19 protein-coding genes are annotated in these 24346 nt (G+C 70.4%); 14 read left to right on the top strand and 5 right to left on the bottom strand.

Annotated features, from left to right (window positions below; translation table 11 throughout):
- The first annotated feature begins 1 nt into the window (after position 1).
- The 5 genes from ACLJRM_RS00910 to ACLJRM_RS00890 all read left to right on the top strand — a co-directional run bounded on the left by ACLJRM_RS00910 (position 2) and on the right by ACLJRM_RS00890 (position 7365).
- Positions 2 to 835, top strand: a complete 834-nt coding sequence (locus ACLJRM_RS00910; RefSeq protein WP_410661916.1) for an urea amidolyase associated protein UAAP1 — start codon at positions 2 to 4, stop codon at positions 833 to 835.
- Positions 832 to 1449 carry an urea amidolyase associated protein UAAP2 gene (locus tag ACLJRM_RS00905; protein WP_101606638.1) on the top strand — a complete coding sequence of 206 codons (618 nt, stop codon included), beginning with the start codon at positions 832 to 834 and terminating at the stop codon, positions 1447 to 1449. Before ACLJRM_RS00910 ends, ACLJRM_RS00905 begins: the two co-directional genes overlap by 4 nt.
- On the top strand, positions 1446 to 5012 hold the full coding sequence (uca, locus tag ACLJRM_RS00900; RefSeq protein ID WP_410661915.1) for an urea carboxylase: 3567 nt from the start codon (positions 1446 to 1448) through the stop codon (positions 5010 to 5012). The genes ACLJRM_RS00905 and uca overlap by 4 nt, the downstream gene beginning before the upstream one ends.
- Positions 5009 to 6622, top strand: a complete 1614-nt coding sequence (locus tag ACLJRM_RS00895) for an allophanate hydrolase (protein ID WP_410661914.1) — start codon at positions 5009 to 5011, stop codon at positions 6620 to 6622. Before uca ends, ACLJRM_RS00895 begins: the two co-directional genes overlap by 4 nt.
- A gap of 155 nt (positions 6623 to 6777) precedes the next feature.
- Positions 6778 to 7365, top strand: a complete 588-nt coding sequence (locus ACLJRM_RS00890) for a D-alanyl-D-alanine carboxypeptidase family protein (RefSeq protein ID WP_410661913.1) — start codon at positions 6778 to 6780, stop codon at positions 7363 to 7365.
- Positions 7366 to 7458: 93 nt separating this feature from the next.
- Here ACLJRM_RS00890 and ACLJRM_RS00885 read toward each other — a convergent pair whose 3' ends face one another.
- Positions 7459 to 7677: a hypothetical protein gene (locus ACLJRM_RS00885; RefSeq protein ID WP_410661912.1), complete on the bottom strand. Its 219-nt coding sequence runs from the start codon at positions 7675 to 7677 to the stop codon at positions 7459 to 7461.
- 184 nt (positions 7678 to 7861) lie between these two features.
- On the opposite strand from ACLJRM_RS00885, the gene ACLJRM_RS00880 reads away from it, so the two are divergent.
- The 5 genes from ACLJRM_RS00880 to ACLJRM_RS00860 all read left to right on the top strand — a co-directional run bounded on the left by ACLJRM_RS00880 (position 7862) and on the right by ACLJRM_RS00860 (position 14378).
- On the top strand, positions 7862 to 9094 hold the full coding sequence (locus tag ACLJRM_RS00880; protein WP_410602035.1) for a thiolase family protein: 1233 nt from the start codon (positions 7862 to 7864) through the stop codon (positions 9092 to 9094).
- Positions 9095 to 11206 (top strand): 3-hydroxyacyl-CoA dehydrogenase NAD-binding domain-containing protein, encoded by a 2112-nt coding sequence (locus ACLJRM_RS00875; RefSeq protein WP_410661911.1) that lies wholly within the window; start codon positions 9095 to 9097, stop codon positions 11204 to 11206.
- Positions 11207 to 11367: 161 nt separating this feature from the next.
- On the top strand, positions 11368 to 11553 hold the full coding sequence (locus tag ACLJRM_RS00870) for a hypothetical protein (RefSeq protein WP_101606632.1): 186 nt from the start codon (positions 11368 to 11370) through the stop codon (positions 11551 to 11553).
- A 131-nt stretch (positions 11554 to 11684) separates the two neighbouring features.
- The gene (locus ACLJRM_RS00865; RefSeq protein WP_410661910.1) at positions 11685 to 13292 is read left to right on the top strand and encodes a twin-arginine translocation signal domain-containing protein; all 1608 of its coding nucleotides are present in this window, start codon (positions 11685 to 11687) and stop codon (positions 13290 to 13292) included.
- A 15-nt stretch (positions 13293 to 13307) separates the two neighbouring features.
- A complete protein-coding gene (locus tag ACLJRM_RS00860) occupies positions 13308 to 14378 on the top strand; it encodes an alpha/beta hydrolase (RefSeq protein WP_101606630.1) in 1071 nt (356 codons plus the stop codon).
- A gap of 16 nt (positions 14379 to 14394) precedes the next feature.
- Here ACLJRM_RS00860 and ACLJRM_RS00855 read toward each other — a convergent pair whose 3' ends face one another.
- From ACLJRM_RS00855 to ACLJRM_RS00840, 4 genes are all read right to left on the bottom strand, one after another.
- A complete protein-coding gene (locus ACLJRM_RS00855) occupies positions 14395 to 15219 on the bottom strand; it encodes an aldo/keto reductase (RefSeq protein WP_410661909.1) in 825 nt (274 codons plus the stop codon).
- A 26-nt stretch (positions 15220 to 15245) separates the two neighbouring features.
- Positions 15246 to 16364 carry a sensor histidine kinase gene (locus tag ACLJRM_RS00850; RefSeq protein WP_101606628.1) on the bottom strand — a complete coding sequence of 373 codons (1119 nt, stop codon included), beginning with the start codon at positions 16362 to 16364 and terminating at the stop codon, positions 15246 to 15248.
- Positions 16361 to 17038 (bottom strand): response regulator transcription factor, encoded by a 678-nt coding sequence (locus tag ACLJRM_RS00845; RefSeq protein ID WP_007033550.1) that lies wholly within the window; start codon positions 17036 to 17038, stop codon positions 16361 to 16363. The genes ACLJRM_RS00850 and ACLJRM_RS00845 overlap by 4 nt, the downstream gene beginning before the upstream one ends.
- Before the next feature lie 221 nt (positions 17039 to 17259).
- Positions 17260 to 18753, bottom strand: a complete 1494-nt coding sequence (locus ACLJRM_RS00840; RefSeq protein WP_410661908.1) for a PucR family transcriptional regulator — start codon at positions 18751 to 18753, stop codon at positions 17260 to 17262.
- Between the two features lie 111 nt (positions 18754 to 18864).
- On the opposite strand from ACLJRM_RS00840, the gene ACLJRM_RS00835 reads away from it, so the two are divergent.
- Genes ACLJRM_RS00835 through ACLJRM_RS00820 form a run of 4 tightly spaced genes read left to right on the top strand, consistent with a single transcriptional unit; the run spans position 18865 to position 24343 of the window.
- A complete protein-coding gene (locus ACLJRM_RS00835; RefSeq protein ID WP_101606626.1) occupies positions 18865 to 20316 on the top strand; it encodes a sodium:solute symporter in 1452 nt (483 codons plus the stop codon).
- A gap of 18 nt (positions 20317 to 20334) precedes the next feature.
- Positions 20335 to 21288 carry an agmatinase gene (gene speB, locus ACLJRM_RS00830; protein WP_168214273.1) on the top strand — a complete coding sequence of 318 codons (954 nt, stop codon included), beginning with the start codon at positions 20335 to 20337 and terminating at the stop codon, positions 21286 to 21288.
- Positions 21285 to 22940, top strand: coding sequence for a thiamine pyrophosphate-binding protein (locus ACLJRM_RS00825; RefSeq protein ID WP_410661907.1), 1656 nt, complete (start codon positions 21285 to 21287; stop codon positions 22938 to 22940). Before speB ends, ACLJRM_RS00825 begins: the two co-directional genes overlap by 4 nt.
- The gene (locus ACLJRM_RS00820) at positions 22937 to 24343 is read left to right on the top strand and encodes an aminobutyraldehyde dehydrogenase (RefSeq protein ID WP_410661906.1); all 1407 of its coding nucleotides are present in this window, start codon (positions 22937 to 22939) and stop codon (positions 24341 to 24343) included. Before ACLJRM_RS00825 ends, ACLJRM_RS00820 begins: the two co-directional genes overlap by 4 nt.
- Positions 24344 to 24346: the final 3 nt, after the last annotated feature.

The raw sequence follows: 24346 nt of genomic DNA, 5'->3' as shown, positions 1-24346 counted from the left end.
CATGAGCACGACATCGACCACGTACGGCGCTCGCGACCACGCGCGTGCCCAAGCGGGCACGGTGACCGACACGATGCCCGCCATCCCCGCGGCCACCTGGCCGGACCCGCCCGCCGGGATCGACCCGGCGAAGCTCGTCTGGGCCGAGACCGTCGCCGGCGGCGGCTACACCCACAAGGTCCTCGCCCGCGGCACCGAACTGCGGCTGACCGACCTCGAGGGCGACGCCTGCGCGCATCTGCTGCTGTTCAACGCCGACCAGCCGTGGGAACGGCTGAACGTCGCGGACACGGTGAAGGTCCAGTGGAACGCGTACCTCGGCGAGGCGATCGCGCTGCTGTCGGATCAGGCTCGGGTCCTCGCGACCGTCGTCACCGACGAGAGCGGCAAGCACGACGCCCTCTGCGGTACGTCCACTGTGGACGGCAACGCCGAACGCTACGGCGACGGAAGCCCGCAGGGCGATTCGCCTTCGGGGAACGCGCTGTTCACGCTGGCCGCCGCGAAGCACGGCCTGACCCCGCGCGATCTGCCACCGAGCCTGTCCTTCTTCCAGGGCGTCCACGTGGAGGCGGACGGCGGCCTGACCTTCGAAGGCTCGTCCGGCCCCGGCAAATCCGTGGTCCTGCGGACCGAGCTCCCGGTCGTCGTCCTGATCGCCAACGTCGCGCATCCGCTCGACCCGCGCCCGGACTACACGGTCACCCCGCTGCGCGTCTTCGCCCAGCGCAGCGAACCGTCCACACCGGACAGTCCTGAATGGACCGCTTCACCCGAGGCACAGCGCGCCTTCGAGAACACCGCCGACTACCTGACCGCCAGGGGGATCGCATGACCACGACGATCGTCTCCGACACCGAGGTCGCCGCGCGCGCCCCGTACTCCACCGTGCTCCGCAGAGGCGAGACACTCGCGATCATCGATCTCGGCGGCAACCAGGCCGTCGACTTCCTCTGCTACGACGCCGCCGACACGGCCAAGCGCTACAGCGCCGCCGCCACGATCTCCGCACAGCGCAACATCTTCCTCACCACCGGCAGCGTGCTGCGCACCGGCGAGGGCACTCCGCTGCTCACCGTCGTCGGGGACACCTGCGGACGGCACGACACGATCGGCGGCGCCTGCAGCAAGGAATCGAACAGCCTCCGCTACGGCCAGCACACGCGGTACCAGCACGCCTGCGTCGAGAACTTCCTGACCGAAGGCGCGAAATGGGGCCTGGGCAAACGGGACCTGGTCGGCAACGTCAACTGGTACATGAACGTGCCGGTCGAGCAGGACGGCACACTCGGCATCGTCGACGGCATTTCCGGGCCCGGCATGGAGGTCCGGCTGCGCGCCGAGACCGACGTCCTGGTGCTGGTGTCGAACTGCCCGCAGATCAACAACCCGTGCAACGGGTTCGACCCGACTCCGGTCAGAATGATCGTCACCGGCGGTGACGCGTGAAACTGCTCGTCGCCAACCGGGGGGAAATCGCGGTCCGGATCATCCGGACCGCCAAGGAGATGGGCATCGCGACGGTCGCCGTCTACTCCGACGCGGACCGCACCGCCGCACACGTACGACTCGCCGATGAGGCCATCCGACTGGGCCCCGCGCCCGCCAGGGAGAGCTATCTCCTCGGCGACGCGATCATCGAAGCCGCATTGAAGACCGGGGCGGACGCCATCCACCCCGGCTACGGATTCCTGTCCGAGGACACCGCTTTCGCCCGGACGGCGGAAGCGGCGGGGATCCGGTTCGCCGGTCCCACCGCGGACCAGCTCGAAGTCTTCGGCAGCAAGCACACAGCCCGGGCGAAGGCGGTCGAGGCGGGCGTCCCGCTCCTGCCGGGCACCGGCTTGCTGGAGACACTCGCCGACGCCGAGGCCGCGGCAGCCGAAATCGGCTACCCGGTGATGCTCAAGGCCACCGGCGGTGGCGGCGGGATCGGCATGCGCGCCTGCGCTTCGGCCGGAGAACTGCGGGAAGCCTGGGACGCGGTGCGCAGCATCGTGGCCAAGAGCTTCTCGACGTCGGGCGTGTTCCTCGAACGCCTGGTGACCCGCGCGCGGCACGTCGAGGTCCAGGTGTTCGGCGACGGCGCGGGTGAGGTGCTGGCGCTGGGCACGCGGGACTGCACCCTGCAGCGGCGCAACCAGAAGGTGCTCGAAGAGTGCCCCGCGCCGGGTCTTTCCGAAGCGGTGCGCGACAAGCTGGTCTCGGCGGCCGTCGGCCTCTGCGCGTCGGTGCGCTACCGGTCGGCCGGCACGGTCGAGTTCATCTACGACCCGGACCGGGAAGAGGCCGCGTTCCTCGAAGTGAACACGCGGCTGCAGGTCGAGCACCCGGTCACCGAGGCGGTCTACGGGATCGACCTCGTCGCATGGATGCTCCGGCTCGCCGACGGGGACACCGGGATGTTCGCCACCGCGCCGGAACCGCGCGGGCACGCGGTCGAAGCCCGGGTCTACGCCGAGGATCCGGCCGCCGGGCACCGGCCGAGCGCGGGTCTGCTGACCCGCGCCGACTTCCCCGCCGACGTCAGGGTCGACACCTGGGTCGAGGCGGGCACCAAGGTGACGACGCACTACGACCCCCTGCTCGCCAAGGTGATCACCGTCGGCCAGGACCGGGCGGGGGCACTGGCCGCGCTGGGCACGGCGCTCGGGGAAAGCCGGGTGGACGGCGTCCGCACGAACCTCGGGCAGCTGCGCGCGGCCGCCGCCGACGCCCGGCTCCGGGAGGTCACGCACGACACCTCGACCCTCGACACGATCACCGATCCCGAACCGCGGATCGAGGTCCTGCGCGGCGGCACGATGACCACCGTGCAGGACTGGCCGGGACGGCTGGGGTTCTGGCACGTGGGTGTCCCGCCGAACGGGCCGATGGACGATCTGTCGCTGCGGCTGGGCAACCGCGCGCTGGGCAATCCCGAGGGGACACCCGGCCTCGAGTGCACTGTGGACGGTGTCTCCCTGCGGTTCACCGACGACGCAATCGTTTGCGTCACGGGATCCCCGTCCCCGGTGACCCTCGACGGCGAGCCCGTTCCCCAGTGGGCGCCGGTCGAGGTCCCCGCGGGCGGCGTCCTCGACGTCGGCACCGGCACCGCCGGGCTCCGCGCGTACGTCCTCGTCCGCGGCGGGATCGACGTGCCGGACTTCCTGGGCAGCGCGGCGACGTTCACCCTGGGCGGGTTCGGCGGGCACGGCGGCCGCGCGCTGGCGACCGGCGACGTCCTCTCCCCCGGGCCGGTTCCGGAGAACGCCGTAGCCGGCGCTGTCCCCGAGGCCGAGCGCCCGGTCTTCTCGACGCACTGGGAGATCGGCGCGTCCGAGGGACCGCACGCGGCACCGGAGTTCTTCACCCCGGACGACGTCGAAACGTTCTACGCCACCGACTGGGAGGTGCACTTCAACTCCGCGAGGACCGGCGTCCGGCTCGTCGGGCCCCGGCCACGATGGGCGCGGGAGGACGGCGGCGAGGCGGGACTGCACCCGTCGAACATCCACGACACGCCGTACGCGATCGGTGCCGTCGACTACACCGGCGACCTGCCGATCCTGCTGGGCCCGGACGGGCCGAGCCTCGGCGGTTTCGTCTGCCCGGCGACCGTGGTGACCGGGCAGCGCTGGAAGCTCGGCCAGCTGCGGCCGGGTGACACCGTGCGGTTCGTGCCGATCACCATCGAGCACGCGATGTCGCTCCGGGAGACCCCGGCCTCGGCGGTCGAGGCGAGCCGGACGCCGATCGACGACGGCGGCATCTTCGGCCGTCTGTCCACTTCGGACGAGAATCCCGAGGTCACCTACCGGCGCAGCGGCGACGACAACCTGCTGATCGAGTACGGGCCGATGAAACTCGACCTGGCCCTGCGGATGCGGGTCCACGCCCTCGCCGACAGGCTGGGTGCGGAAGGACTCGACGGTGTCGTCGACCTGACACCGGGCATCCGCTCGCTGCAGGTCCACGTCGATCCGGACGTGCTGCCGGTGTCGAAACTGCTCGGCCTCGTCCAGGAGGTGGAGCACGATCTGCCGCGCACCGCCGATCTCGTGGTGCCGAGCCGGACCGTGCGGCTGCCGTTGTCCTGGGACGATCCGGCGACCCGCGAGGCGATCGAGCGGTACATGGCGGGTGTCCGCGACGACGCGCCGTGGTGCCCGTGGAACATCGAGTTCATCCGGCGGGTCAACGGCCTGTCCAGTGTGGACGACGTCTACCGGACGGTGTTCGACGCGGAGTACCTCGTGCTGGGCCTCGGCGACGTCTATCTCGGCGCGCCGGTGGCCACCCCGCTGGATCCGCGGCACCGGCTGGTCACCACGAAGTACAACCCGGCGCGCACCTGGACCGCGGAGAACTCGGTCGGCATCGGCGGCTCGTACCTGTGCATCTACGGGATGGAGGGCCCCGGCGGCTACCAGTTCGTCGGGCGGACCACGCAGGTGTGGAGCGGCTGGCGGCAGCGGGGTTCGTTCGAACCGGGTTCACCGTGGCTGCTGCGGTTCTTCGACCGGATCTCGTGGTATCCCGTGTCCGCCGAAGAACTGCTGGACCTGCGGGCCTCCAGCTCGGCGGGGGACCTGGAACTCGACATCACCGACGGCGAGTTCGCGCTGGCCGACCACGAGCGTTTCCTGGCCGACAACGCCGCCGACATCGCCGAGTTCCGGGCGAAGCAGAGCTCGGCGTTCGAGGCGGAGCGGCAGGCTTGGGCGGCCGCGGGCGAATTCGACCCTCGTCCGGAACCTGCAGGCGCGAAGGTCCCGACCACGAAGGTCGAGGCCCCGCCCGGTGGCCACGTCGTCGAAGCGCCGTTCGCCGCGACTGTGTGGCGCGTGGACGTCGAGCCGGGCAAGACGGTCGGCCCGGCGGAGACGCTGGTGATCCTCGAAGCGATGAAGACCGAGGCGCGGATCCCCGCGCCCGCCGCGGGGGAGGTCGTCGAGGTGCTCGTCTCCCCCGGCGATCAGGTCGCCCCCGGCACGCCGCTGGTGGTACTGGGAAGGAGCGCGGGATGAGCGTGCGGGAGCGGGTGCGTGCCGCGTACCACCGGATCGCCCGGGTCGACCGGCCCGAGATCTGGATCGACCTGCGTCCCGAGGCGGACGTGCTCGCCGACGCGGAGAGCCTGGAAGCCCGTCGCGCGGCGGGGGAACCCTTGCCGCTGTACGGGAAACTCGCGGCGGTCAAGGGCAACATCGACGTCGCCGGGCTGCCGACGACGGCGGCCTGCCCCGAGTTCGCCTACCGGCCGGACGAGGACGCGCCGGTGGTGGCGCGGCTGCGCGCGGCCGGGGCGCTGATCCTGGGCACGACCAATCTGGACCAGTTCGCGACCGGGCTGGCCGGCACGCGCAGTCCGCACGGCGCGGTCCGGAACGCGATCGACCCGGCGTACGTGTCGGGCGGATCGAGTTCGGGTTCGGCGGTCGCGGTGGCGCTCGGGATCGCGGATGTCGCGCTGGGCACCGACACCGCCGGATCCGGCCGGGTCCCGGCGGCGTACAACGGGATCGTCGGGTTGAAACCGACGCGGGGACTGCTTCCGACGACCGGTGTCGTGCCCGCGTGCGCGAGCATCGACTGCGTGACCGTGTTCGCGCGGACGGTCGACGAGGCGACGGCGGCGTTCGCCTGCCTGAGCGAGCCCCGGGACCTCCCGGTCGTCCACCGGCCGTTCCGGATCGGCGTACCGGACGCGCCGGGCCCGCTCCAGGACGGCTGGGCGGAGGCGTTCACCGCCGCGGCCGAGTCGTACCGTGACGCGGGCGCCGAGCTCGTCACTGTCGACATATCGGCGTTCCTGGCCGCGGCGCGCCTGCTGTACGAAGGCGCGTTCGTGGCCGAGCGGTACTCGGCGGTCGGCGAGTTCCTCGACGCGCACCCGGACGTGGTCGATCCGGCTGTACGGCAGATCATCGGCGCGGCCAAGGACATCCCGGCCCACCGGTTGTTCGGCGACCTCGCGACGCTCGACGGCCTTTCGCGAGAGGCATCGGCGGTTCTGTCCACTGTGGACTGCCTGTTGCTGCCCACGACGACGGAACACCCGACGATCGCCGACGTCGAAGCCGACCCGCTGGGCGTGAACGCCCGGCTGGGCCGGTTCACGAACTCGACGAATCTGCTGGGCCTTTCGTCATTGGCCGTGCCCGGCGGAACCGTCGGCGGGCTGCCGTTCGGGGTGATGCTGGTCGGGCCCGCGTACGCCGACCGGATCCTCGCCGACGTCGCCCGCCTGGTGCCGCGGCGGACGCGGATCGCCGTCGTCGGCGCCCACCTGCGCGGGCAGCCGCTGAACCACGAACTGACCTCGCGGGGCGGGCGGTTCGTCTCGGCGGGACCGACGGCGGCCGAGTACCGGTTCTTCGCGCTGGACACCGTGCCGCCCAAACCCGGTCTCGTCCGGGTCGCCTCGGAGGGCGCGCCGATCGAGGCGGAGGTCTGGGACCTGCCGCTCGCGGGGTTCGGGGAGTTCGTCGCCGGCGTTCCCGCGCCGCTGGCGATCGGCAAGGTGCGGCTGGCCGACGGGAGCGAGGTGTCCGGGTTCGTCTGTGAGCCCTTGGCCGTGGAGGGCGCCGAGGACATCACGTCGTACGGCGGGTGGCTCGGGTACTTGAGCCGTTGAGTCACCTCGTGAGTGGTAAGGACGGTTAGAACCGTCCTTACCACTCACGAGGCCCCGCGCTCACCAGGCGTTTTCCGGTTTGGTTGGCCTGCCGCGCCATTCTGGGAAGAAGGTCACAAACCCTGGCGGCCCACCGGTCGAGAGGTAACTTCGGGGTGGTGCCCACCACAGTGATATCCAGCCGCAGGACCGCGATCAGCGTATTCGCGGCGCTGGGGCTCGTCGGGGTCGCGATGGTGGCACTCGGAGCCACCGGCGTGGCCGTCAAACCGATCGCCGGGAAGGCACTCGCGGTCCTCGAAGAGGTCCCCGGCCCCGAGAGCGGCCCGACGTGCGCCGTCGACAAGCGTTATGTCGACGAGGACACCTTCGGCATGCGCCCGGACGTGATCGACGCGTGGAACGCCCTGCGCACCAAGGCCAAAGCACAGAACGTCACGCTCTGCGTGAACGACGGCAAGCGCAGCCGGGCCCAGCAGCAGCGCGAATTCGACAAGGCCGTCGAGCGGTTCGGGTCCGTGGAGCAGGCCAAGAAGTGGGCACTGCAGCCGGAGACGTCCATGCACGTCAAGGGAATCGCCGTCGACATCCAGCCGCTGAATTCGGCCTCGTGGGTGGACAAGAACGGCGGCGCGCTCGGCTGGTGCCGCCGCTACGACAACGAGAAGTGGCATTTCGAGTACGACCCGGCCTGGGTCACCGGCGGCTGTCCGGCCCTGCTCCCCAGCGCGACCGGCAACTAGGGAGAAACAAGGCAGGACGCCGACCATGTGGATTTCGATGCGTTGGATGACCGGAAATCCACACAGTCCCGCGTGACAGGCACGAATCGCCATTCACGGCCACGGTGCCCCGACCGCGTGCACGCCGGACTTCTTCTCCAGCTCCATCAACCGGTCGTGGAACTGACGGCTGCTTGAGGGCGGCGGTGGCGGAGGCGGCGGAGGGACCGACGACCGCGCGGGCGCGGTTCCGCGAGTGCAGGCGGCCAGCGGCACGAGGACCGCCATCCCCAGAAGCGCACGACGGGTGACGGCCGGACCCGGCGTAGTCATCGTGATCCCTCCCCCTGATCACTTCGAACATAGCAATTTCCCGACCGCTCCCGGATCGGCCAAGCGGCCGAGGCGGGTGACCCGGGAGTGTGCCTTCCCCCACTCGACCGGGCCACCATCCTGGTTACCGACGGGTAACCGGGGCTAGGGTGCGGTCAGGACTACCTCTACTTCAGGAGCATTCGTGGCCGCAGGAGCAACACCGCTCGCGCCGAACGCGCGGTCGGTACGCAATGTCGCCTTCGTCGAAGGGGTGCGAACGCCCTTCGGCAAGGCCGGTGACAAGGGCATGTACGCCGGCACCCGTGCCGACGACCTCGTCGTCAACGCCATCCGCGAACTGTTGCGGCGGCATCCCGAACTGCCGCCCGAGCGCGTCGACGAGGTGGCGATCGCCGCCACCACCCAGATCGGGGACCAGGGCCTGACGATCGGCCGCACCGCCGCGCTGCTGGCGGGCCTGCCGAAATCGGTGCCCGGTTTCGCGCTGGACCGCATGTGCGCGGGCGCGATGACCGCGGTCACCACCACCGCGAGCGGGATCGGCTTCGGCGCCTACGACATCGCGATCGCCGGCGGCGTCGAGCACATGGGCCGCCACCCGATGGGCGAGGGCGTCGACCCGAACCCGCGCATCATCGCCGACAAGCTCGTCGACCCGACGGCGCTGGTGATGGGCCAGACCGCGGAGAACCTGCACGACCGGTTCCCGGCGATCACCAAGCAGCGCACCGACGCCTTCGCCGCGCGCAGCCAGGAGAAGTACGCCGAAGCGGTGAAGACCGGCAAGATCGGCCCCGAGCTGGTCCCGGTCGCCACCCGTTCGAAGGAACTGGGCTGGGGCCTCGCGACCGAAGACGAGCCGCCGCGCCCCGGCACCACGCTCGAGACACTCGCCGGGCTGAAGACGCCGTTCCGCCCGCACGGCCGGATCACCGCGGGCAACGCGGCCGGTCTCAACGACGGCGCCACCGCCGCGCTGCTCGCCGACGAGGACACCGCCCGCGAACTCGGCCTGCCGATCGGCATGCGGCTCGTCGGCTACTCCTTCGCCGGCGTCGAGCCGGAGGTCATGGGCATCGGCCCGGTGCCCGCCACCGAGAAGCTGTTCAAGCGCACCGGCCTGTCGATCGACGACATCGGCCTGTTCGAGATCAACGAGGCGTTCGCCGTCCAGGTCCTCGCCTTCCTCGACCACTTCGGCATCGCCGACGACGATCCGCGCGTCAACCAGTGGGGCGGCGCGATCGCCTGTGGTCACCCGCTCGCGTCGTCCGGTGTCCGGTTGATGACGCAGCTTTCGCGTCAGTTCGCCGAGCGCCCCGACGTGCGTTACGGCCTGACCACCATGTGCATCGGCATCGGCATGGGCGGCACCGTGATCTGGGAGAACCCGGCGTTCGAGGGGGCGAAGTAAATGACTTTCACCGCTGAGCAAGCGAAAGCCGCTTTCCCCGACGAGGTCGTCACCAACGCCGTCACGCGGTTGGTGAAGGTGCCCGGCCTGTCCAAGCCGGTCGCGCTGATCACGCTGGACAACGGGCACGACCACACCCGGCCGAACACCTTCGGCCCGCAGGGCCTGGTGAGCCTGAACGCCGCGATCGACACCGCCTTCGCCGCCGAACCCGCCGCGATCGCGGTCATCGGCAAACCGTTCATCTTCGCCGTCGGCGCCGACCTTTCCGGTGTCGAAGCGGTCGCGGATCCGGCGCTGGCGCGGGAGATCGCGCAGACCGGGCACGACGTCTTCCGCCGTCTCACCGAAACCGAGATCCCGACCTTCGGGTTCATCAACGGCGCGGTGATGGGCGGCGGGCTCGAACTCGCGCTCTCCTGCCACTACCGCACGCTTTCCGAGAACACCCCCGCGATCGCGTTCCCCGAGGTCTTCCTCGGCCTGTTCCCGGGCTGGGGCGGCACGCAGCTGCTGCCGAACCTGATCGGGCCGGACGCCGCGGTCACCGTGATCATCGAGAACGCGCTGGCACAGAACAAGATGCTGAAGGTCGCGCAGGCGGCGGAACTCGGCATCGTCGACGAGGTCTTCGGCTCGGCCGACTACCTGGAGCAGTCGCTGCTGTGGCTGGCGAAGGTCGTCAACGGCGAGATCACCCCAGCCCGCCGCGAGATCGACCGCGGCGCGGGCTGGGACGCCGCGATCGCCCGCGCCAAGGCCATTGTGGACGGACGCACGAAGGGCGCTTCCCCCGGCGCGACCAAGGCCGTCGAGCTGCTGGAGCTGGCCCGCGAGAACGACCTCGACCGCGGCTACGCGGCCGAGACCGACGGGCTCGCCGAACTGCTCATGGACGACACGCTGCGCGCCGGGCTGTACTCGTTCAACCTGGTCAACAAGCGCGCGAAGCGACCGGCCGGTGCGCCGGACAAGTCGCTGGCGCGCAAGGTGAACAAGGTCGGCATCGTCGGCGCGGGCCTGATGGCCAGCCAGATGGCGCTGCTGTTCGTCCGCCGTCTCAAGGTGCCCGTGGTGCTCACCGACGTCGACCAGGACCGGGTCGACAAGGGTGTGTCCTATGTGCACGGTGAGATCGACAAGCTGCTGGCCAAGAAGCGGGTTTCGCCGGACGGCGCGAACCGGCTGAAGGCGCTCGTCTCCGGCTCGCTCGACAAGTCCGCGTTCGCCGACGCCGACTTCGTGATCGAGGCGGTGTTCGAGGAGCTGGGCGTCAAGCAGCAGGTGTTCGCCGACCTGGAGCAGTACGTCTCCCCCGAGGCGATCCTGGCGACGAACACCTCGTCGCTGTCGATCACCGCGATGGCCTCGCGGCTCGAGCACCCGGAACGCGTGGTCGGGTTCCACTTCTTCAACCCGGTCGCGGTGATGCCGCTGCTGGAGATCGTCCGCGCGGAGAAGACCGACGACGCCGCGCTGGCCACCGCGTTCGCGCTCGGCAAGCAGCTCAAGAAGTCGAGCGTGCTGGTCAAGGACGCGTCCGCGTTCGTGGTCAACCGGCTGCTGCTGCGGTTCCTCGGCGAGGTGCTGGTGACCGTGGACGAGGGCACGCCGTTCCAGGTCGCCGACTCCGCGCTCGAACCGCTGGGCCTGCCGATGACGCCGCTGACGCTCATGCAGCTGGTCGGCCCGGCGATCGCCCTGCACGTCGGGGAAACCCTGCACGAGGCGTTCCCGGACCGGTTCACCGTCAGCGAGAACCTCGACCGCTTCGTCAAGGCGGGCAAGAAGGGCGTCTGGCAGTGGGACGACAAGGGCAACGCCACCGTCGATCCCGAGGTGGACGAGCTCTGGCAGCGGGGCGACTCGCCGTCGACGTCCGAGCAGGTGCGTGATCGCGCGCTGGCCGCGATCGCCGAGGAGATCCGGATCATGCTCGACGAGGGCGTGGTCGCCGAGGCGCAGGACATCGACCTGTGCCTGATCCTCGGCGCCGGCTGGCCGTTCTGGCTCGGCGGCATCACGCCGTACCTGGACCGGGCCGGGGTGTCCGAGAAGGTCAACGGCAAGCCGTTCCTGGCGCCGGGTGTGGCGAGCGTGCCGCTCTCCTGAGGTTCCACGAAGGGCCACCGTCGGCGATCTTTCGGTCGCCGACGGTGGCTTTTTGCGTTTTTCGTGAGTTTTGTGGCGACGTTCTGCGTTTTCCGGAACACTCGGCCTACGCCTGGTTCTCCAGGCACTGGGGAAAGAACTGAAAACTGGGAGGAAAGCCGATGAAGAAGATCGTCGTGCGCGTGGGCCTGGGGGCCGGCGCGGCGGTTCTGGGCTTGATGCTCGGAGCGGGTGTGGCGGGCGCTGACGACAGCGTCCGGATCACCGGCGACGAGACCGGAAGCGTCCGGATCACCGGAGTGGACAACCGCGACTTCGGGGTCACTCCGGCGAACCGGGACTTCTAGCCGGGAGGCCCGGCTCCCCTGCCATCCTCCGGGGAGCCGGGCTTTCGCACCACAGCGACGATCATCACACGGCGCCGGGCGTTGGCCGTCCGGACACCGCCCGTTCAGCGAGGCTCTCTAGCGTCCCGCCGGTGAACAGCGAAAAACCGGGCGTCGACCGCCGCGGATTCCTCAAGCGCGCGGGCCTCGTGTCCGCCGCGGCCGCGGGCGCGCCGCTCGCCGCCACCACCCCGGCGGAAGCCCTCGACCTGGACCTCGGCCTCGAGCTCGACCTCGGCAGGCTCTTCGGCCGGAACCGTTACCGGTGGCTGGTGGGCGATCACCACATCCACACGCAGTACTCGTACGACGCGATGTACACAGTGGACGGAATCGCCGGCGGCGCCCGGCGGCACGGGGCCGACTGGGCGGTGATCACCGATCACGGTCACGCCTCGCACGAGAAGTCGTCGGTGGAGCGCACGAACGCCGCGATCAGGGCGGCACAGCGCGAGCACCGCGATCTCCTGCTGTGGCAGGGCATGGAGTGGAACGTGCCGGGCGCCGAGCACGCGACACTGTTCTTCCAGGCGGGCGCGAACCAGGCCGCGAAGCTGCGAGAGTTCGAGCGCGCTTTCGACTGGCGGCTGACCGGGACCGAACCGGGCACCCCGGACAACGAGGCACTGGCGGTCAAGGCGATCCGCTGGCTCGCCACCGAAGAGCGGGCACGCCGGATCCACGCACCGGTGGTGGTGATCAACCATCCGCTGCGCAACGGCCGGGTCGCCCCGCACGAGATCCGGGCGCTGCGCGACGCCGCGCCCGGCATCGTCATCGGCATGGAAGGCGCGCCGGGAGCGCAGGCCGACGGCTTCCCGAAGCCGCTCGGGAGCGGCGGTGGAGCACGCGGCGGATACGGCAACTCCCCCGGTCCGAACTCGTGGCCGGGTTTCCCGGAGTCGGCCTACCGGACCTACGGCGGGTTCGACTGGAGCACCGCGACCGTCGGCGGGCTGTGGGATTCACTGCTGGCCGAGGGAAGGCCGTGGTGGATCACCAGCAACTCCGACTCGCACTACAACCGGGGCGACACCCTTGTCCGGCCCGGCGTTCCCGACGGCTACTACGACGAGCACGGCGGCTACCCGGACCCGATCGACACCGGCGTCCCGCAGACTCTGCCCCCGTACGCGGACTTCGCCCCCGCCGAATTCAGCCGGACCGTGGTCGGTGTGACGAGCCGGAGCCACGAAGGCGTACTGGAAGGCCTGCGCGCGGGACGCGTCTGGGTGGTTCACGGCGGGCTCGCGCAGGAGCTGGAATTCGGCGCGTACAGCGGGTGGAACTCGGCCACGATGGGCGGCAGGCTGCGGGTCCGGCGCGGGGACGACGTCACGGTCGTCGTCTCGGCGACGCTGGCGGCCCGGCCGAACGGCGGCGGCACGATCCCCCGGCTCGCGCGGCTGGACCTCGTCTCGGGGCCGGTCACCGGGCCTGCCACCGACCGTGACGCCCAGACGGCGCCGGGCACGAAGGTGGTGCGGTCGTTCGAACCGCGGTGGGCACCGGGGCGGCGGGTCGCGTTCCGGCACACCTTCCGCAACGTGCGCGAGCCGTTCTTCGTGCGGACGCGCGGGACGGACGGCAGGAAGCACGTGCCCGGCGGGATCGAGCCGAGCGCGGACGTGATCGGGCAGTCGAATCCGTTCGAAGACCTGTGGCTCTACGGGAATCCGATCTTCGTCGACGTCCGGTAGGCGTAGGGTTCCGCCATGCTTTCCCTGAGCAGGCGACTGCTCGTGCGTTCACTCATGGCCGCCCTCCGGTTCCTGCTCGGTCTTCCGGAACCTCTGCTGCGGCTGGTCGCCGGCCGTCCCGTCCGCCTGGACGGGCAACGGCTGGCGACCAGTTCGCAGGTGCTGATCAAAATGTCCAGATTGGCGCCGTTCGACTACCCGCACCGCAACGGGAGCGTCGCAAAGGCACGCGCGGAGCTGAACCAGGCGGGGGAATTGGCGGGCGCGGGGATCGGCGGGGACATCCGCAGCGCGGACCACTCGTTCACCGGCCCCGCCGGGCCGGTGCGGATGCGGATCTATGAGCAGGAGGGGGCCGCTTCGCCGAGTCCGGCGCTGATGTTCTTCCACGGCGGCGGATTCGTGCTCGGCGGGATCGAAACGCACGAAGGCGCCTGCCGCTATCTCGCCGAGGAAGCCGGGATACGCGTGGTCTCGGTGGACTACCGGCTGGCTCCGGAACACCCGTTCCCCGCCGCCGTCGAGGACGGCCTCGCCGCCTTCTCCCACGTGCACGCGAACGCCGTCCACTACGGCCTCGACCCGGCGCGGATCGCGGTCGGCGGGGACAGTTCCGGCGGCAACCTCGCCGCCGTCGTCGCGCACGCGGGCGCCCGCGGCGAAATCGCGCGGCCCGCGTTCAGCCTCCTGCTCAACCCGGTGACCGACGCGTTCGGCACCCATCCGTCGCATGAGCTGTTCGGACTCGGTTTCCGGCTGGACACCGAGGAACGCGCTTGGTACCGCGACCGTTACCTCTCGGACGCGACGCTCTACCGCGACCCGCGCGCTTCGGTGCTGTACGACGACGTCGCGGGCCTGCCGCCGACCTACATCGCGACGTCGGGCTTCGACCCGCTGCGCGACGAAGGCGAGGCCTACGCTCGGAAACTGGCCGAGGCCGGGGTCCCGGTGATCCACCGGCGGCATCCCGGGCAGCTGCACGGGTTCGCCAGCAGGGTGGGAGTCGACCCGTCGGCACGGCAGGCACTACTGCACGCGGCAGGCGTGCTTCGGGCGGGCCTGGCGCTGGCAGATCGCAACTAGAGGCCTGCTTGCGGGGCTACGCGCCCAGCTTGTCCGGGTCCGGTCCCAGCCGCTTGCCCTGCTCCAGCGTCGCGATCGCGGCGCCGTCGTGCGCGTCGAGCGCGAAGTCGAAGACGTCCATGTTCGCCTTGATCCGTTCCGGCGTGACGGATTTCGGGATCACCAGATGGTTCATCTCGATGTGCCAGCGCAGGACGACCTGCGCTGGCGTCTTGCCGTGTTTCTCCGCGATCGTGGTGATCTTCTCGTCGGCGAGCAGGTCGCCGCCGCGCGCCAGCGGACCCCACGCCTCGGTGACGATCTCGTGCTTCTCGTGGAAGTTCCGGAGCAACGGCTGCTGCAGCCACGGGTGGCACTCGATCTGGTTCACCGCGGGGACGGTCCCGGTCTCCTCGATCAGCCGTTCCAGATGCGGGATCTGGAAGTTCGAGACGCCGATCGCCTTCGCCCGGCCGTCGGAGGCGATCTTTTCCAGCGCCCGCCACGTTTCCACGTACTTGTCCTGTGACGGCAGCGGCCAGTGGATCAGGTACAGGTCGACATACTCGAGTCCGAGTTCGCTCAAACTGGTGTCGAAAGCGCGCAGAGCGGCGTCATGGCCGTGTTCGGTGTTCCACAGTTTCGTGGTGACGAACAGTTCCTCGCGCGGCAGCCCGCTGGTGCGGACGGCCTCGCCGACACCGCGTTCGTTGGCGTACAGGGTCGCCGTGTCGATGGCGCGGTAACCCGCCTCGATGGCGGTGCGGACCGCGCCCTCGACCTCGTCGTCGCCGATCTTGTACACCCCGAACCCGAGCTGGGGAAGGGACGTTCCGTTGTTCAGCCTGATGCTGGGGACCATCCTCGAACCGTAACCCCCGCGACCGGTCAGGGCAGGGCGGGCAGGTGGACGGTCACCGAAAGACCGCCGCCCACAACGGGTTCCGCGGCCACCATGCCCCCGTGGGCCTGGACGGCGGCCCGCACGATCGAGAGTCCCAGCCCGGCACCGGTGCGGGCGGTCCTGGCGATGCCGGCGCGGCGGAACGGTTCGAACAGTTCGGGGACCGTGGCCGGGTCGAGCAGACCACCGGACGACCGCACCCGCAGCACCGACCACTGTGGACCGGCCTGCGTGACGACGTCCAGCCAGCCGCCCTCGACGTTGTGCCGTACGGCGTTCTCCAGCAGGTTGCCCGCGATCCGTTCCAGCAGTGCCGGATCGCCGAACGTCGGCGCGCCCGGCGTCGCGAATTCGGTGCGGATACCGCGTTTCTCCGCTTCCGCCCGCACCGCGCGCCAGGCGCTCCCGACGATCACCGCGAGATCGACCGGTTCCCTGGCCACCAGTCCGGCGCCGTCCGTGCGCGCGAGCAGCAGCAGCGAACCGACCAGCCGCTCGGCCCGTTCGGTCGCGTCGCGGACCACGCCCGCCATCCGCCGCAGTTCGGCCTCGTCGGCTTGCTCGTCGGCCAGGGTGACGTCGAGTTCGGTGCGGATGACCGCGAGCGGTGTCCGCAGCTCGTGACTGGCGTTCGCGACGAAATGCCGCTGCGCGTCGAACGCGGCCTGAAGCCTGTCGAGCATGTCGTCGAAGGTCTCGGCCAGTTCGGCGAGTTCGTCCTTGGTGCGGACCTCACCGATCCGCTCCCCCATCGATTCGATCGACAGCCGTCGCGCCGTACCGGTGATCTCCCGCAGCGGCTGCAGGACCCGCGCGGTGAACGTCCACGCGAGGATCCCCGCCGCCAGCACGACGAAACAGAACGCGACCGCGCCGAACAGCAGCACCCGGTTCCGGGCGTACACCCGCAAATGCTCGGTGACGGCGGAAGCGTCGACGTCCACCCCGTCGACCCGCACCGTGGTGCCCGGCGGCAACTGCGGAACGGCGGAAACCGCGTCGCCGACCAGATTCCAGGTCAGCCAGAGCAACAGGAGGCTGACCAGTGCCACCAGCCCGGTCGCGAGCAGCGTGACCCGCGCGCGCAGGCTGCGGGCGTTCACCCTCGTGCGGTCCCCTGCTCCGGCACCCGGTAGCCGGAGCCGACGACGGTCTCGATGATCCCCGGCTCGCCCAGCTTCTTCCGCAACGTCATCACGGTGACCCGGACGGTGGTGGTGAACGGGTCGGCGTTCTCGTCCCACACGCGTTCGAGCAGTTCCTCACTGCTGACCACCGAACCGGCGGCCGACAGGAGCACCTCCAGCACGCCGAACTCCTTGCGGGTCAGCTCGACCGGACCGCTCGCGCGGCGGACGGTCCGCCTCGCGGGATCCAGTTCGACGTCGCCCGAAGTCAGCAGCGGCGGCGCGGCCGGGGTCGCGCGGCGGCCCAGTGCCCGCACCCGCGCGACGAGTTCGGGGAAGGCGAACGGCTTGGCGAGGTAGTCGTCGGCGCCGAGGGAAAGGCCGTCCACGCGATCCGAAACGGAACTGCTCGCGGTGAGCATCAGCACGCGGGTCAGCTCCCCGGACGCGACGATCTCGCGGCACAGGTCGTCACCGGACATCCCGGGCAGGTCGCGGTCGAGCAACACGACGTCGTACCGGGTGACGGCGGCCTTCTCGTGCCCGTCGTCACCGGTGAGCGCGATGTCCACCGCCATGCCCTCGCGCCGCAGGCCGCGTGCGATCGCGTCGGCGAGGGGTTCTTCGTCTTCGACTACCAGAATCCGCACGACCCTACGTTGCCACACATTCCTGAGAGTGACCTTATCGGTCTGTCGCGCGCTGACGAAAACATTCCGCAGGGCGCAGACCACAGAGGACCCACTTCACAGTGAAGGCGCCCTGCAAAATGTTTCCGTGGGCCTCCGGCCAAAAGAAGGCGCGCGACGGTGAAGTCTCCGTCGGGCGTAGAACGCCCTTGGGGAGACCGTGGACTTGCGTTCACCGTCACTCACTTACCGCTGGTCCAGCGCAAGGCGAACCACAGCCGCATCCGGATCTCCGGATCCGCCAGGTCCACTTCCAGCGCCCGTTCGATCTGCCCGATCCGGTGCCGGACGCTGTTGCGGTGCACGCCGAGTTCGGCGGCCGTCCGGTCCCAGCCGCCGTGGTGCGCGAGCCAGGTCCGCAGCGTCTCGACGAGTTCGCGGTCGCCTTTCCGGTCGAGTTCGCGCAGCGGCGCCAGCGCTTGGGCGGCGAACCCGGTCGCCGCGTCCGGCGCGATCAGCGCGTCCAGCCCGGCCCCCGCCACTTCCGCCACCACGGGCCGCCCCAGCGCGCGGGCGCGGGTCAGCAGCAACTCCACCTCGGTGGCCGCGTCGGGGAGCCGATCGGGCGGGACGGGTGAGCTCACCACCGCGAGCCAGCCGTCGGCGCGAAGCCTGTCGAGGTCGCCGATCTCCGGTGCCTCGCCGACGATCGCGTCGAACCGCGGCCCCGGCGACAGTCGCACGAGCGGAGTGTCGAGCCGGGCGCGCAGCCAGTCGTAGCGCGCGGCGGCCTCGGCGGGGCCACGGCGGTAGGCGATCCCGGCGACCAGGCGGCGTTCGTCCCCGCCCGCCACGCCGGTCTCCCCCAGCAGCAACGCGGTGGCGGTGGCGCCCAGCCCGGCCGCGTCCGAACCCGCGCGGCCCGCCAGCCCGAGCAGCGCCGCCCCGACCGACAGGATCGCGCGGTCCGCGCCGTCGAACCGCGCGATCCGGCCGACCACGACCAGATGCGACGCCGTCGCCTGCGGGTACACCGGTTGCGCGACGACGTGCGTGCCGTCGGCCAGTTCCGTCGTCGCGCTGCGGATCCCCCGGCCCGCCCGCAGCGTGGCGACCAGTTCCCGGACCTCGTCGGGCAGTGGCGACGGCGCGCCGTGGTCGGCGGCGAGGACGTCGCCGACGCCGACCAGCGCCACCCACGCCCGCAACCGTCCGGCCAGCGCGCCCGCCAGTTCGCCGAGCCCATCACCGGCCGCCCTGGTCAATGCCTCGCGCGCGACCGCGATCCGCCGTTGTTCGCGCTGCCCGGCCTCGGCTAGCGCGACCGACACCGCCCGGCTGATCGCCAGGAACGGCGTCCGCGGCTGGACGACCAGCAGGGGCAGGCCGTACCGGACACAGGCCGCCCGCAGCGACGGCGGCAACGTCTCGTAGGCGCCGGGGGTCAGCCCGAACCCCAGCGCGGAGATCCCGCTGTCGGCCAGCCGCCGGACGTAGCGGTCGACCTCCGGCGGCTCCGGCGGCAGGTTCACCCCGGCGGTGAGCAGCAGTTCCGCCCCGAGCAGGTACGGCGCGGGGTCCCGCAGCTCGCTGACGTGCGCCCAGCGCACCGGGGCGTCGAGCGCGCCCGGCCGCACCGTCTCCACGACCGGGTCGAGTGCCAGTTCCGGGTTGCCGACCACGGCCCGTAACGGGACATTCACATCCGAGTCGAGCGGATCGTGGGTTTGGGTCATTCCATCCTCATTTCACGGCAACCTTGGACGGATCATCCCATGTCGTTCAAGGTGCGAACGAACCTACGGTGACCCGAACGAAGCGAACAGCCCCAAGTCAAGGAGGACACCGTGGCCGGTGATTACGCGGTGATCGCGCTCTACATAGCGGGCATGATCGGGGTCGGCTGGTTCGGGCTGAGGCTCGCCAAGACCAAATCCGACTATCTGGTCGCGGGCCGTCGCCTCGGCTGGTTCATGTACTCGGGCACGATGTCCGCGGTCGTCCTCGGCGGCGCTTCGACGGTCGGCGGGGTGAAGCTCGGCTACACCTACGGCATCTCCGGCGCCTGGCTCGTCATCGCGATCGGCGTCGGCATCCTGGTCCTGCACACGCTGTTCGCGCGACGGCTGGTGAAACTGCGCGTCTACACCGTCGGCGAGATGCTCGACCTGCGCTACGGCGGCTCCACCAGCGCCATTTCCGGCGTCGTCATGTGGGGCTACACGCTGATGCTGACCGTCACCTCGACGCTGGCGTTCGCCACCATCTTCAAGGTCCTCTTCAACGTCCCGAGCTGGGTCGGCATCGCCATCGGCGGGTCGATCGTGGTGCTCTACTCGGTGCTCGGCGGCATGTGGTCGATCACGCTGACCGACATCGTCCAGTTCGTCATCAAGACCATCGGCATCCTGTTCATCCTGCTGCCGGTCTCGATCGTCTCGGCGGGCGGTTTCGACGGGATGGCCGCACGGCTGGACGAGAGCTACTTCGAGCTGACCGCCATCGGCGGCGACACGATCTTCACCTACTTCCTCATCTACAGCTTCGGGCTGCTGATCGGCCAGGACATCTGGCAGCGCGTGTTCACCGCGAGGACCCCGGGCATCGCCACCGGCGGCGGCGTCATCTCCGGCGTCTACTGCCTGGTCTACGGCCTCGCCGGCGCGCTGATCGGCACCGCGGCCAAGACGCTCTACCCGACGCTGGCCAGCGCGCAGGACGCGTTCGCGACCATCGTCGAGGAGCAGCTGCCCGCCGGGATCCGCGGTCTGGTGCTCGCGGCGGCGCTGTCGGCGATGATGTCGACCGCGAGCGGCGCGCTCATCGCCTGCTCGACGGTCAGCACCTCGGATCTGCTTTCCAAGCTGGGTCTCAAGAAGGCCGTCGACGAAGTCCGCAGGAACCGGGTCACCACGCTGATCCTCGGTATCGTCGCGATCGGCATCGCGATGGTCGTGGACGACGTCGTCAACGCGCTGACCATCGCCTACGACATCCTCGTCGGCGGCCTGCTGGTCGCGATCATCGGCGGGCTGGCGTGGAAGCGCGGCACGCGCCAGGGCGCGCTCGCGTCGATGGTCGTCGGCACCGTCGTGGTCATCACGTTCATGTTCGTCGACGGCGTCGAGGCCAACAGCCCGATCTACTGGGGGCTCGGCTCCAGCCTCGCGGTGTACCTGCTGGTCAGCTTCTTCACCCCGCGGACCTCGGACGAGATCCTCACCGTGTGGACCCGCCGCCTGAACGGCAGCGCGGTCGCCGAAGAAGAAGAGGCGAAACTCGCCGCTTCGAAATCCTGAAAACCCAAAGGAGAAACAGTGGCTGAGCAGAGCCCGATCGGACCCGTCGACTCGTCGAGGGTGCCCCGGTTCGCCGGTTTCGCGACCTTCGCGAGGCTGCCGCGGATCGATCAGGTCGAGCACGCCGACGTCGCCGTCGTCGGGGTGCCGTTCGACGCCGGGGTGTCCTACCGTCCCGGCGCGCGGTTCGGCCCCTCCGCGCTCCGTGAGGCCAGCAGGCTCCTTCGCCCGTACCACCCGGAACTCGACGTCTCCCCGTTCGCCGAGAAGCAGGTGGTCGACGCCGGTGACATCGCACTCAACCCGTTCAACATCGGGGAGGCGATCGAGACCCTGCAGCAGGAGGCGGAGGCGCTGACCGCGGGCGGGACGCGGCTGGTGACCGTCGGCGGCGACCACACGATCGCGCTGCCGCTGCTGCGTGCGGCGGCGAAGAAGCACGGACCGGTGGCGCTGCTGCACTTCGACGCGCACCTCGACACCTGGGACACCTACTTCGGCGAGCCGTACACCCACGGCACCCCGTTCCGGCGGGCGTCCGAGGAAGGCCTCCTCGACACCGAAGCGCTGTCCCACGTCGGCACGCGCGGCCCGCTGTACGGCAAGCGGGATCTGGAAGAGGACCGCCGCCTCGGATTCGGCATCGTCACCTCCGGCGACGTCATGCGCCGCGGGGTCGCCGAGACCGTCGACGCGCTGCGCCAGCGCATCGGCGGCCGCCCGCTCTACATCTCGGTCGACATCGACGTGCTCGACCCCGCGCACGCGCCGGGCACCGGCACCCCCGAGGCGGGCGGGATGACCAGCCGTGAACTGCTGGAGATCCTGCGCGGGCTGCGCGACTGCAACCTCGTCGGAGCGGATGTCGTCGAGCTGGCCCCGGCTTACGATCATGCCGAGATCACCGCCATCGCGGCTTCCCATGTCGCCTACGACCTGGTGAGCCTGCTCAGTTTGGGGAAGGGCGAATGACCAGCACTGAACGGATAGGCGGCGACGTAGTCGTCGAAACCCTCCGCGCGCTCGGCGCGGACACCGTGTTCGGCCTGCCGGGCCAGCACGCGCTCGGCCTGTTCGAGGCGCTGCGGCGCAGTTCCGAACTCCGCGTGATCAGCTCGCGGGTGGAGAACAACCTGGCGTTCGCGGCCGACGGGCACGCCCGTGCCCGGCTCGCGGCGGACCCCGAGGGCCCGGTCCCGGTGACCCCGATGATCGTGTCGACCGGTCCCGGCGCGCTGCTGACTTTGGCTTCACTGCAGGAATCCCGGGCCGCGTCCGTGCCGGTGCTCGGCATCTCCAGTCAGATCCCGGTCGCCGGGCTCGGCGGCGGGCGGCACGGCTACCTGCACGAACTGCCCGACCAGCAGGCCAGCTTCCGCGACGTGGTGAAGTCGGTCCACGTCGTGCGGACCGTCAGCCAGATCCCGACGGCACTGCGCGAAGCCTGGGAGTCGGCGGCGACAGCGCCGTATGGCCCGGTGTGGGTCGAGATCCCGCAGGACATCCTGCTGGCGCCGACGGACCTGCCGCGGATCACTTCGGTGACGGCGAATCCGGCGCCGCTCGCGCCGTTGCCGGAACTGCTCAACGAAGCCGCGAATCTCCTTGGCGCGGCGAAGAAGCCGGTGATCCTCGCCGGTGGTGGCGCCCTGCGCTCGGGCGCGCACGCGGAGCTGAAGGCGCTCGCGGAGGCCTTGCGCGCGCCGGTGCTGTCGACGTTCGGCGGCAAGGGCGTCTTCGGCTGGGACCACGAGCTTTCCGGGCAGTCGTGGCTCGAGGACTGGCACAGCACCGAGTTCCTGTCGGACGCGGATGTACTGCTGGTGCTGGGTTCCGGGCTCGGCGAGCTGTCCAGCAACTACCGCGAGTTCGCCCCGCGTGGCCGGATGATCCAGGTCGAGGCCGATCTCGGGAAACTGGAGTCGAACTATCCGGCGCTGGGCATCCACGCCGACGTCCGCCTCGCCCTGCAAGGACTTCTGGAGCAGATTCCGTTCCACCAGAGCGACGGTGTCGCCGAAAAGGCGGTCTCGGAGCTGCTGGGCAAGGTACGCGAACGGCTCGACGGCCAGCCGCTCGAGACCGAGCGCAAGCTGATCGACGACATCCGCGCGGCGGTGCCCGAGGGCACGCAGACGTTCTGGGACATGACGATCGCGGCCTACTGGGCCTGGTCTGCGTGGAACCCCGAGGGCGCGCCGATCCACACCGCGCAGGGCGCGGGCGGGCTCGGCTACGGCCTGCCCGGCGCGCTCGGCGGCGCGGCCGCCACCGGCGGTCCGGTGCTCGCGGTGTCCGGTGACGGCGGCGCGATGTACGGCGTGGCGGAGCTGGCCACCGCGGTCCAGCACCAACTGGACGTCACGTGGCTCGTCGTCGACGACGGCGGGTACGGCATCCTGCGCGAATACCTGACCGGCGCCTTCGGCCAGTCCACCGCCACCGAACTCGCGCGACCCGATTTCGCCGCGCTGGCGAAGTCTTTCGGCGTCCCCGCCACCGTGTCCTCTTTGGACACCATCGGGAAGGACCTGGCCGACGCGCTGGGCACGCCCGGCCCGTCGGTGGTCGTCCTCCCCGCCCTGCTGAAGATGTTCGAGCCGACCCACCTGGAGAAGAAATGACTCAGGTCCTGAATTTCGTCGACGGCGCCGAGGTACCGGCGGCGGGCTCGCGGACCCTCGATCTGGTGGACCCCGCCACCGGCGAGGTCTTCGGCACCAGCGTGCTGTCCGAGCAGTCCGATGTGGACGCGGCGCTGGCCGCCGCCGAACGAGCTTTCAAGGTGTGGCGCAAGAGCACACCCGCCCAGCGTCAGCTCGCGCTGCTGAAGATCGCCGACGCGGTGGAGGCACGCGCGGAGGAGTTCGCCGAGCTCGAAATCCGCGAGACCGGCAAGATCCGGGCCGTCGTGCTGGAGGAGGAGATCCCGGAGTGCGTCAGCGCGCTGCGGTTCTTCGCCGGTGCGGCACGGCAGCTCGAAGGCACCGCGTCCGGCGAGTACCTGCCGGGGCACTCCTCGGCGATCCGCCGTGAACCGGTCGGCGTCTGCGCGCAGATCGCGCCGTGGAACTACCCGCTGATGATGGGGGTCTGGAAGATCGCCCCGGCGCTGGCGGCGGGCAACACCGTCGTGCTGAAGCCCGCGGAGACCACGCCGTCGACGGCCGTGCTGCTGGCGAAGGTCGCGGCGGAGTTCCTGCCCCAGGGTGCCTTCAACGTGCTGTGCGGCGACCGTGACACCGGCCGCGCGCTGGTGAAGCACCCGATCACCGAACTGGTGTCGATCACCGGGTCGACCCGCGCCGGCATCGACGTCGCCACCGTCGCGGCGGCCGACCTCAAGCGCACGCACCTGGAGCTCGGCGGGAACGCGCCGCTGCTGGTGTTCGGCGACGTGAACCTCGCCGAGGCGGCGGAGGGCATCGTCGGCGCGGCGTTCTACAACGCCGGGCAGGACTGCACCGCGGGCAGCCGGGTGCTGGTGGACGCGGCGATCCACGACGAGTTCGTCGCGGAGCTGACCAAGGCCGCCGCCGCGCAGGCACCCGGCCGGGACTTCGGCCCGCTCAACAGCGAGGCGCAGTTCGGCCGGGTTCGCGGCCTCGTCGAGCGGCTTCCCGCCCACGCCCGCGTGGAGACCGGTGGCTCGCCCGCCGGTGACCGAGGTTTCTTCTTCTCCCCCACCGTGATCTCCGGCTTGAAGCAGGACGACGAGATCGTGCAGGAGGAGGTCTTCGGCCCGGTCATCACCGTCCAGTCCTTTGTGGACGAGGACGAGGCGGTGCGGCTGGCCAACGGCGTCCCGTACGGGCTGGCGTCGTCGATCTGGACCCACGACCTGTCACGCGCGACCCGCGTCTCGGGCGAACTCGACTTCGGCTGCGTCTGGGTCAACACCCACGGGCCGCTGGTCTCGGAAATGCCCCATGGCGGCTTCGGGCACTCGGGCCACGGAAAGGACCTCTCGTCCTACTCCTTCGCCGAGTACACCCGCGTCAAGCACGTCATGACCCGCTTCGCCTGAAGC

Origin of the sequence: Amycolatopsis sp. lyj-84 (genome assembly GCF_046549075.1) — a bacterium.
Lineage (GTDB): Bacteria > Actinomycetota > Actinomycetes > Mycobacteriales > Pseudonocardiaceae > Amycolatopsis.
Note: the sequence above shows the minus strand (reverse complement) of the source record. Positions and strands in the feature narration are given on the sequence as shown.

Coding starts and splice junctions, on each gene's coding strand:
- ACLJRM_RS00910 (WP_410661916.1), top strand. CDS start 2: ATGAGCACGACATCGACCACGTACGGCGCTCGCGACCACGCGCGTGCC.
- ACLJRM_RS00905 (WP_101606638.1), top strand. CDS start 832: ATGACCACGACGATCGTCTCCGACACCGAGGTCGCCGCGCGCGCCCCG.
- ACLJRM_RS00895 (WP_410661914.1), top strand. CDS start 5,009: ATGAGCGTGCGGGAGCGGGTGCGTGCCGCGTACCACCGGATCGCCCGG.
- ACLJRM_RS00885 (WP_410661912.1), bottom strand. CDS start 7,677: ATGACTACGCCGGGTCCGGCCGTCACCCGTCGTGCGCTTCTGGGGATG.
- ACLJRM_RS00875 (WP_410661911.1), top strand. CDS start 9,095: ATGACTTTCACCGCTGAGCAAGCGAAAGCCGCTTTCCCCGACGAGGTC.
- ACLJRM_RS00870 (WP_101606632.1), top strand. CDS start 11,368: ATGAAGAAGATCGTCGTGCGCGTGGGCCTGGGGGCCGGCGCGGCGGTT.
- ACLJRM_RS00860 (WP_101606630.1), top strand. CDS start 13,308: ATGCTTTCCCTGAGCAGGCGACTGCTCGTGCGTTCACTCATGGCCGCC.
- ACLJRM_RS00855 (WP_410661909.1), bottom strand. CDS start 15,219: ATGGTCCCCAGCATCAGGCTGAACAACGGAACGTCCCTTCCCCAGCTC.
- ACLJRM_RS00840 (WP_410661908.1), bottom strand. CDS start 18,753: ATGACCCAAACCCACGATCCGCTCGACTCGGATGTGAATGTCCCGTTA.
- ACLJRM_RS00825 (WP_410661907.1), top strand. CDS start 21,285: ATGACCAGCACTGAACGGATAGGCGGCGACGTAGTCGTCGAAACCCTC.
- ACLJRM_RS00820 (WP_410661906.1), top strand. CDS start 22,937: ATGACTCAGGTCCTGAATTTCGTCGACGGCGCCGAGGTACCGGCGGCG.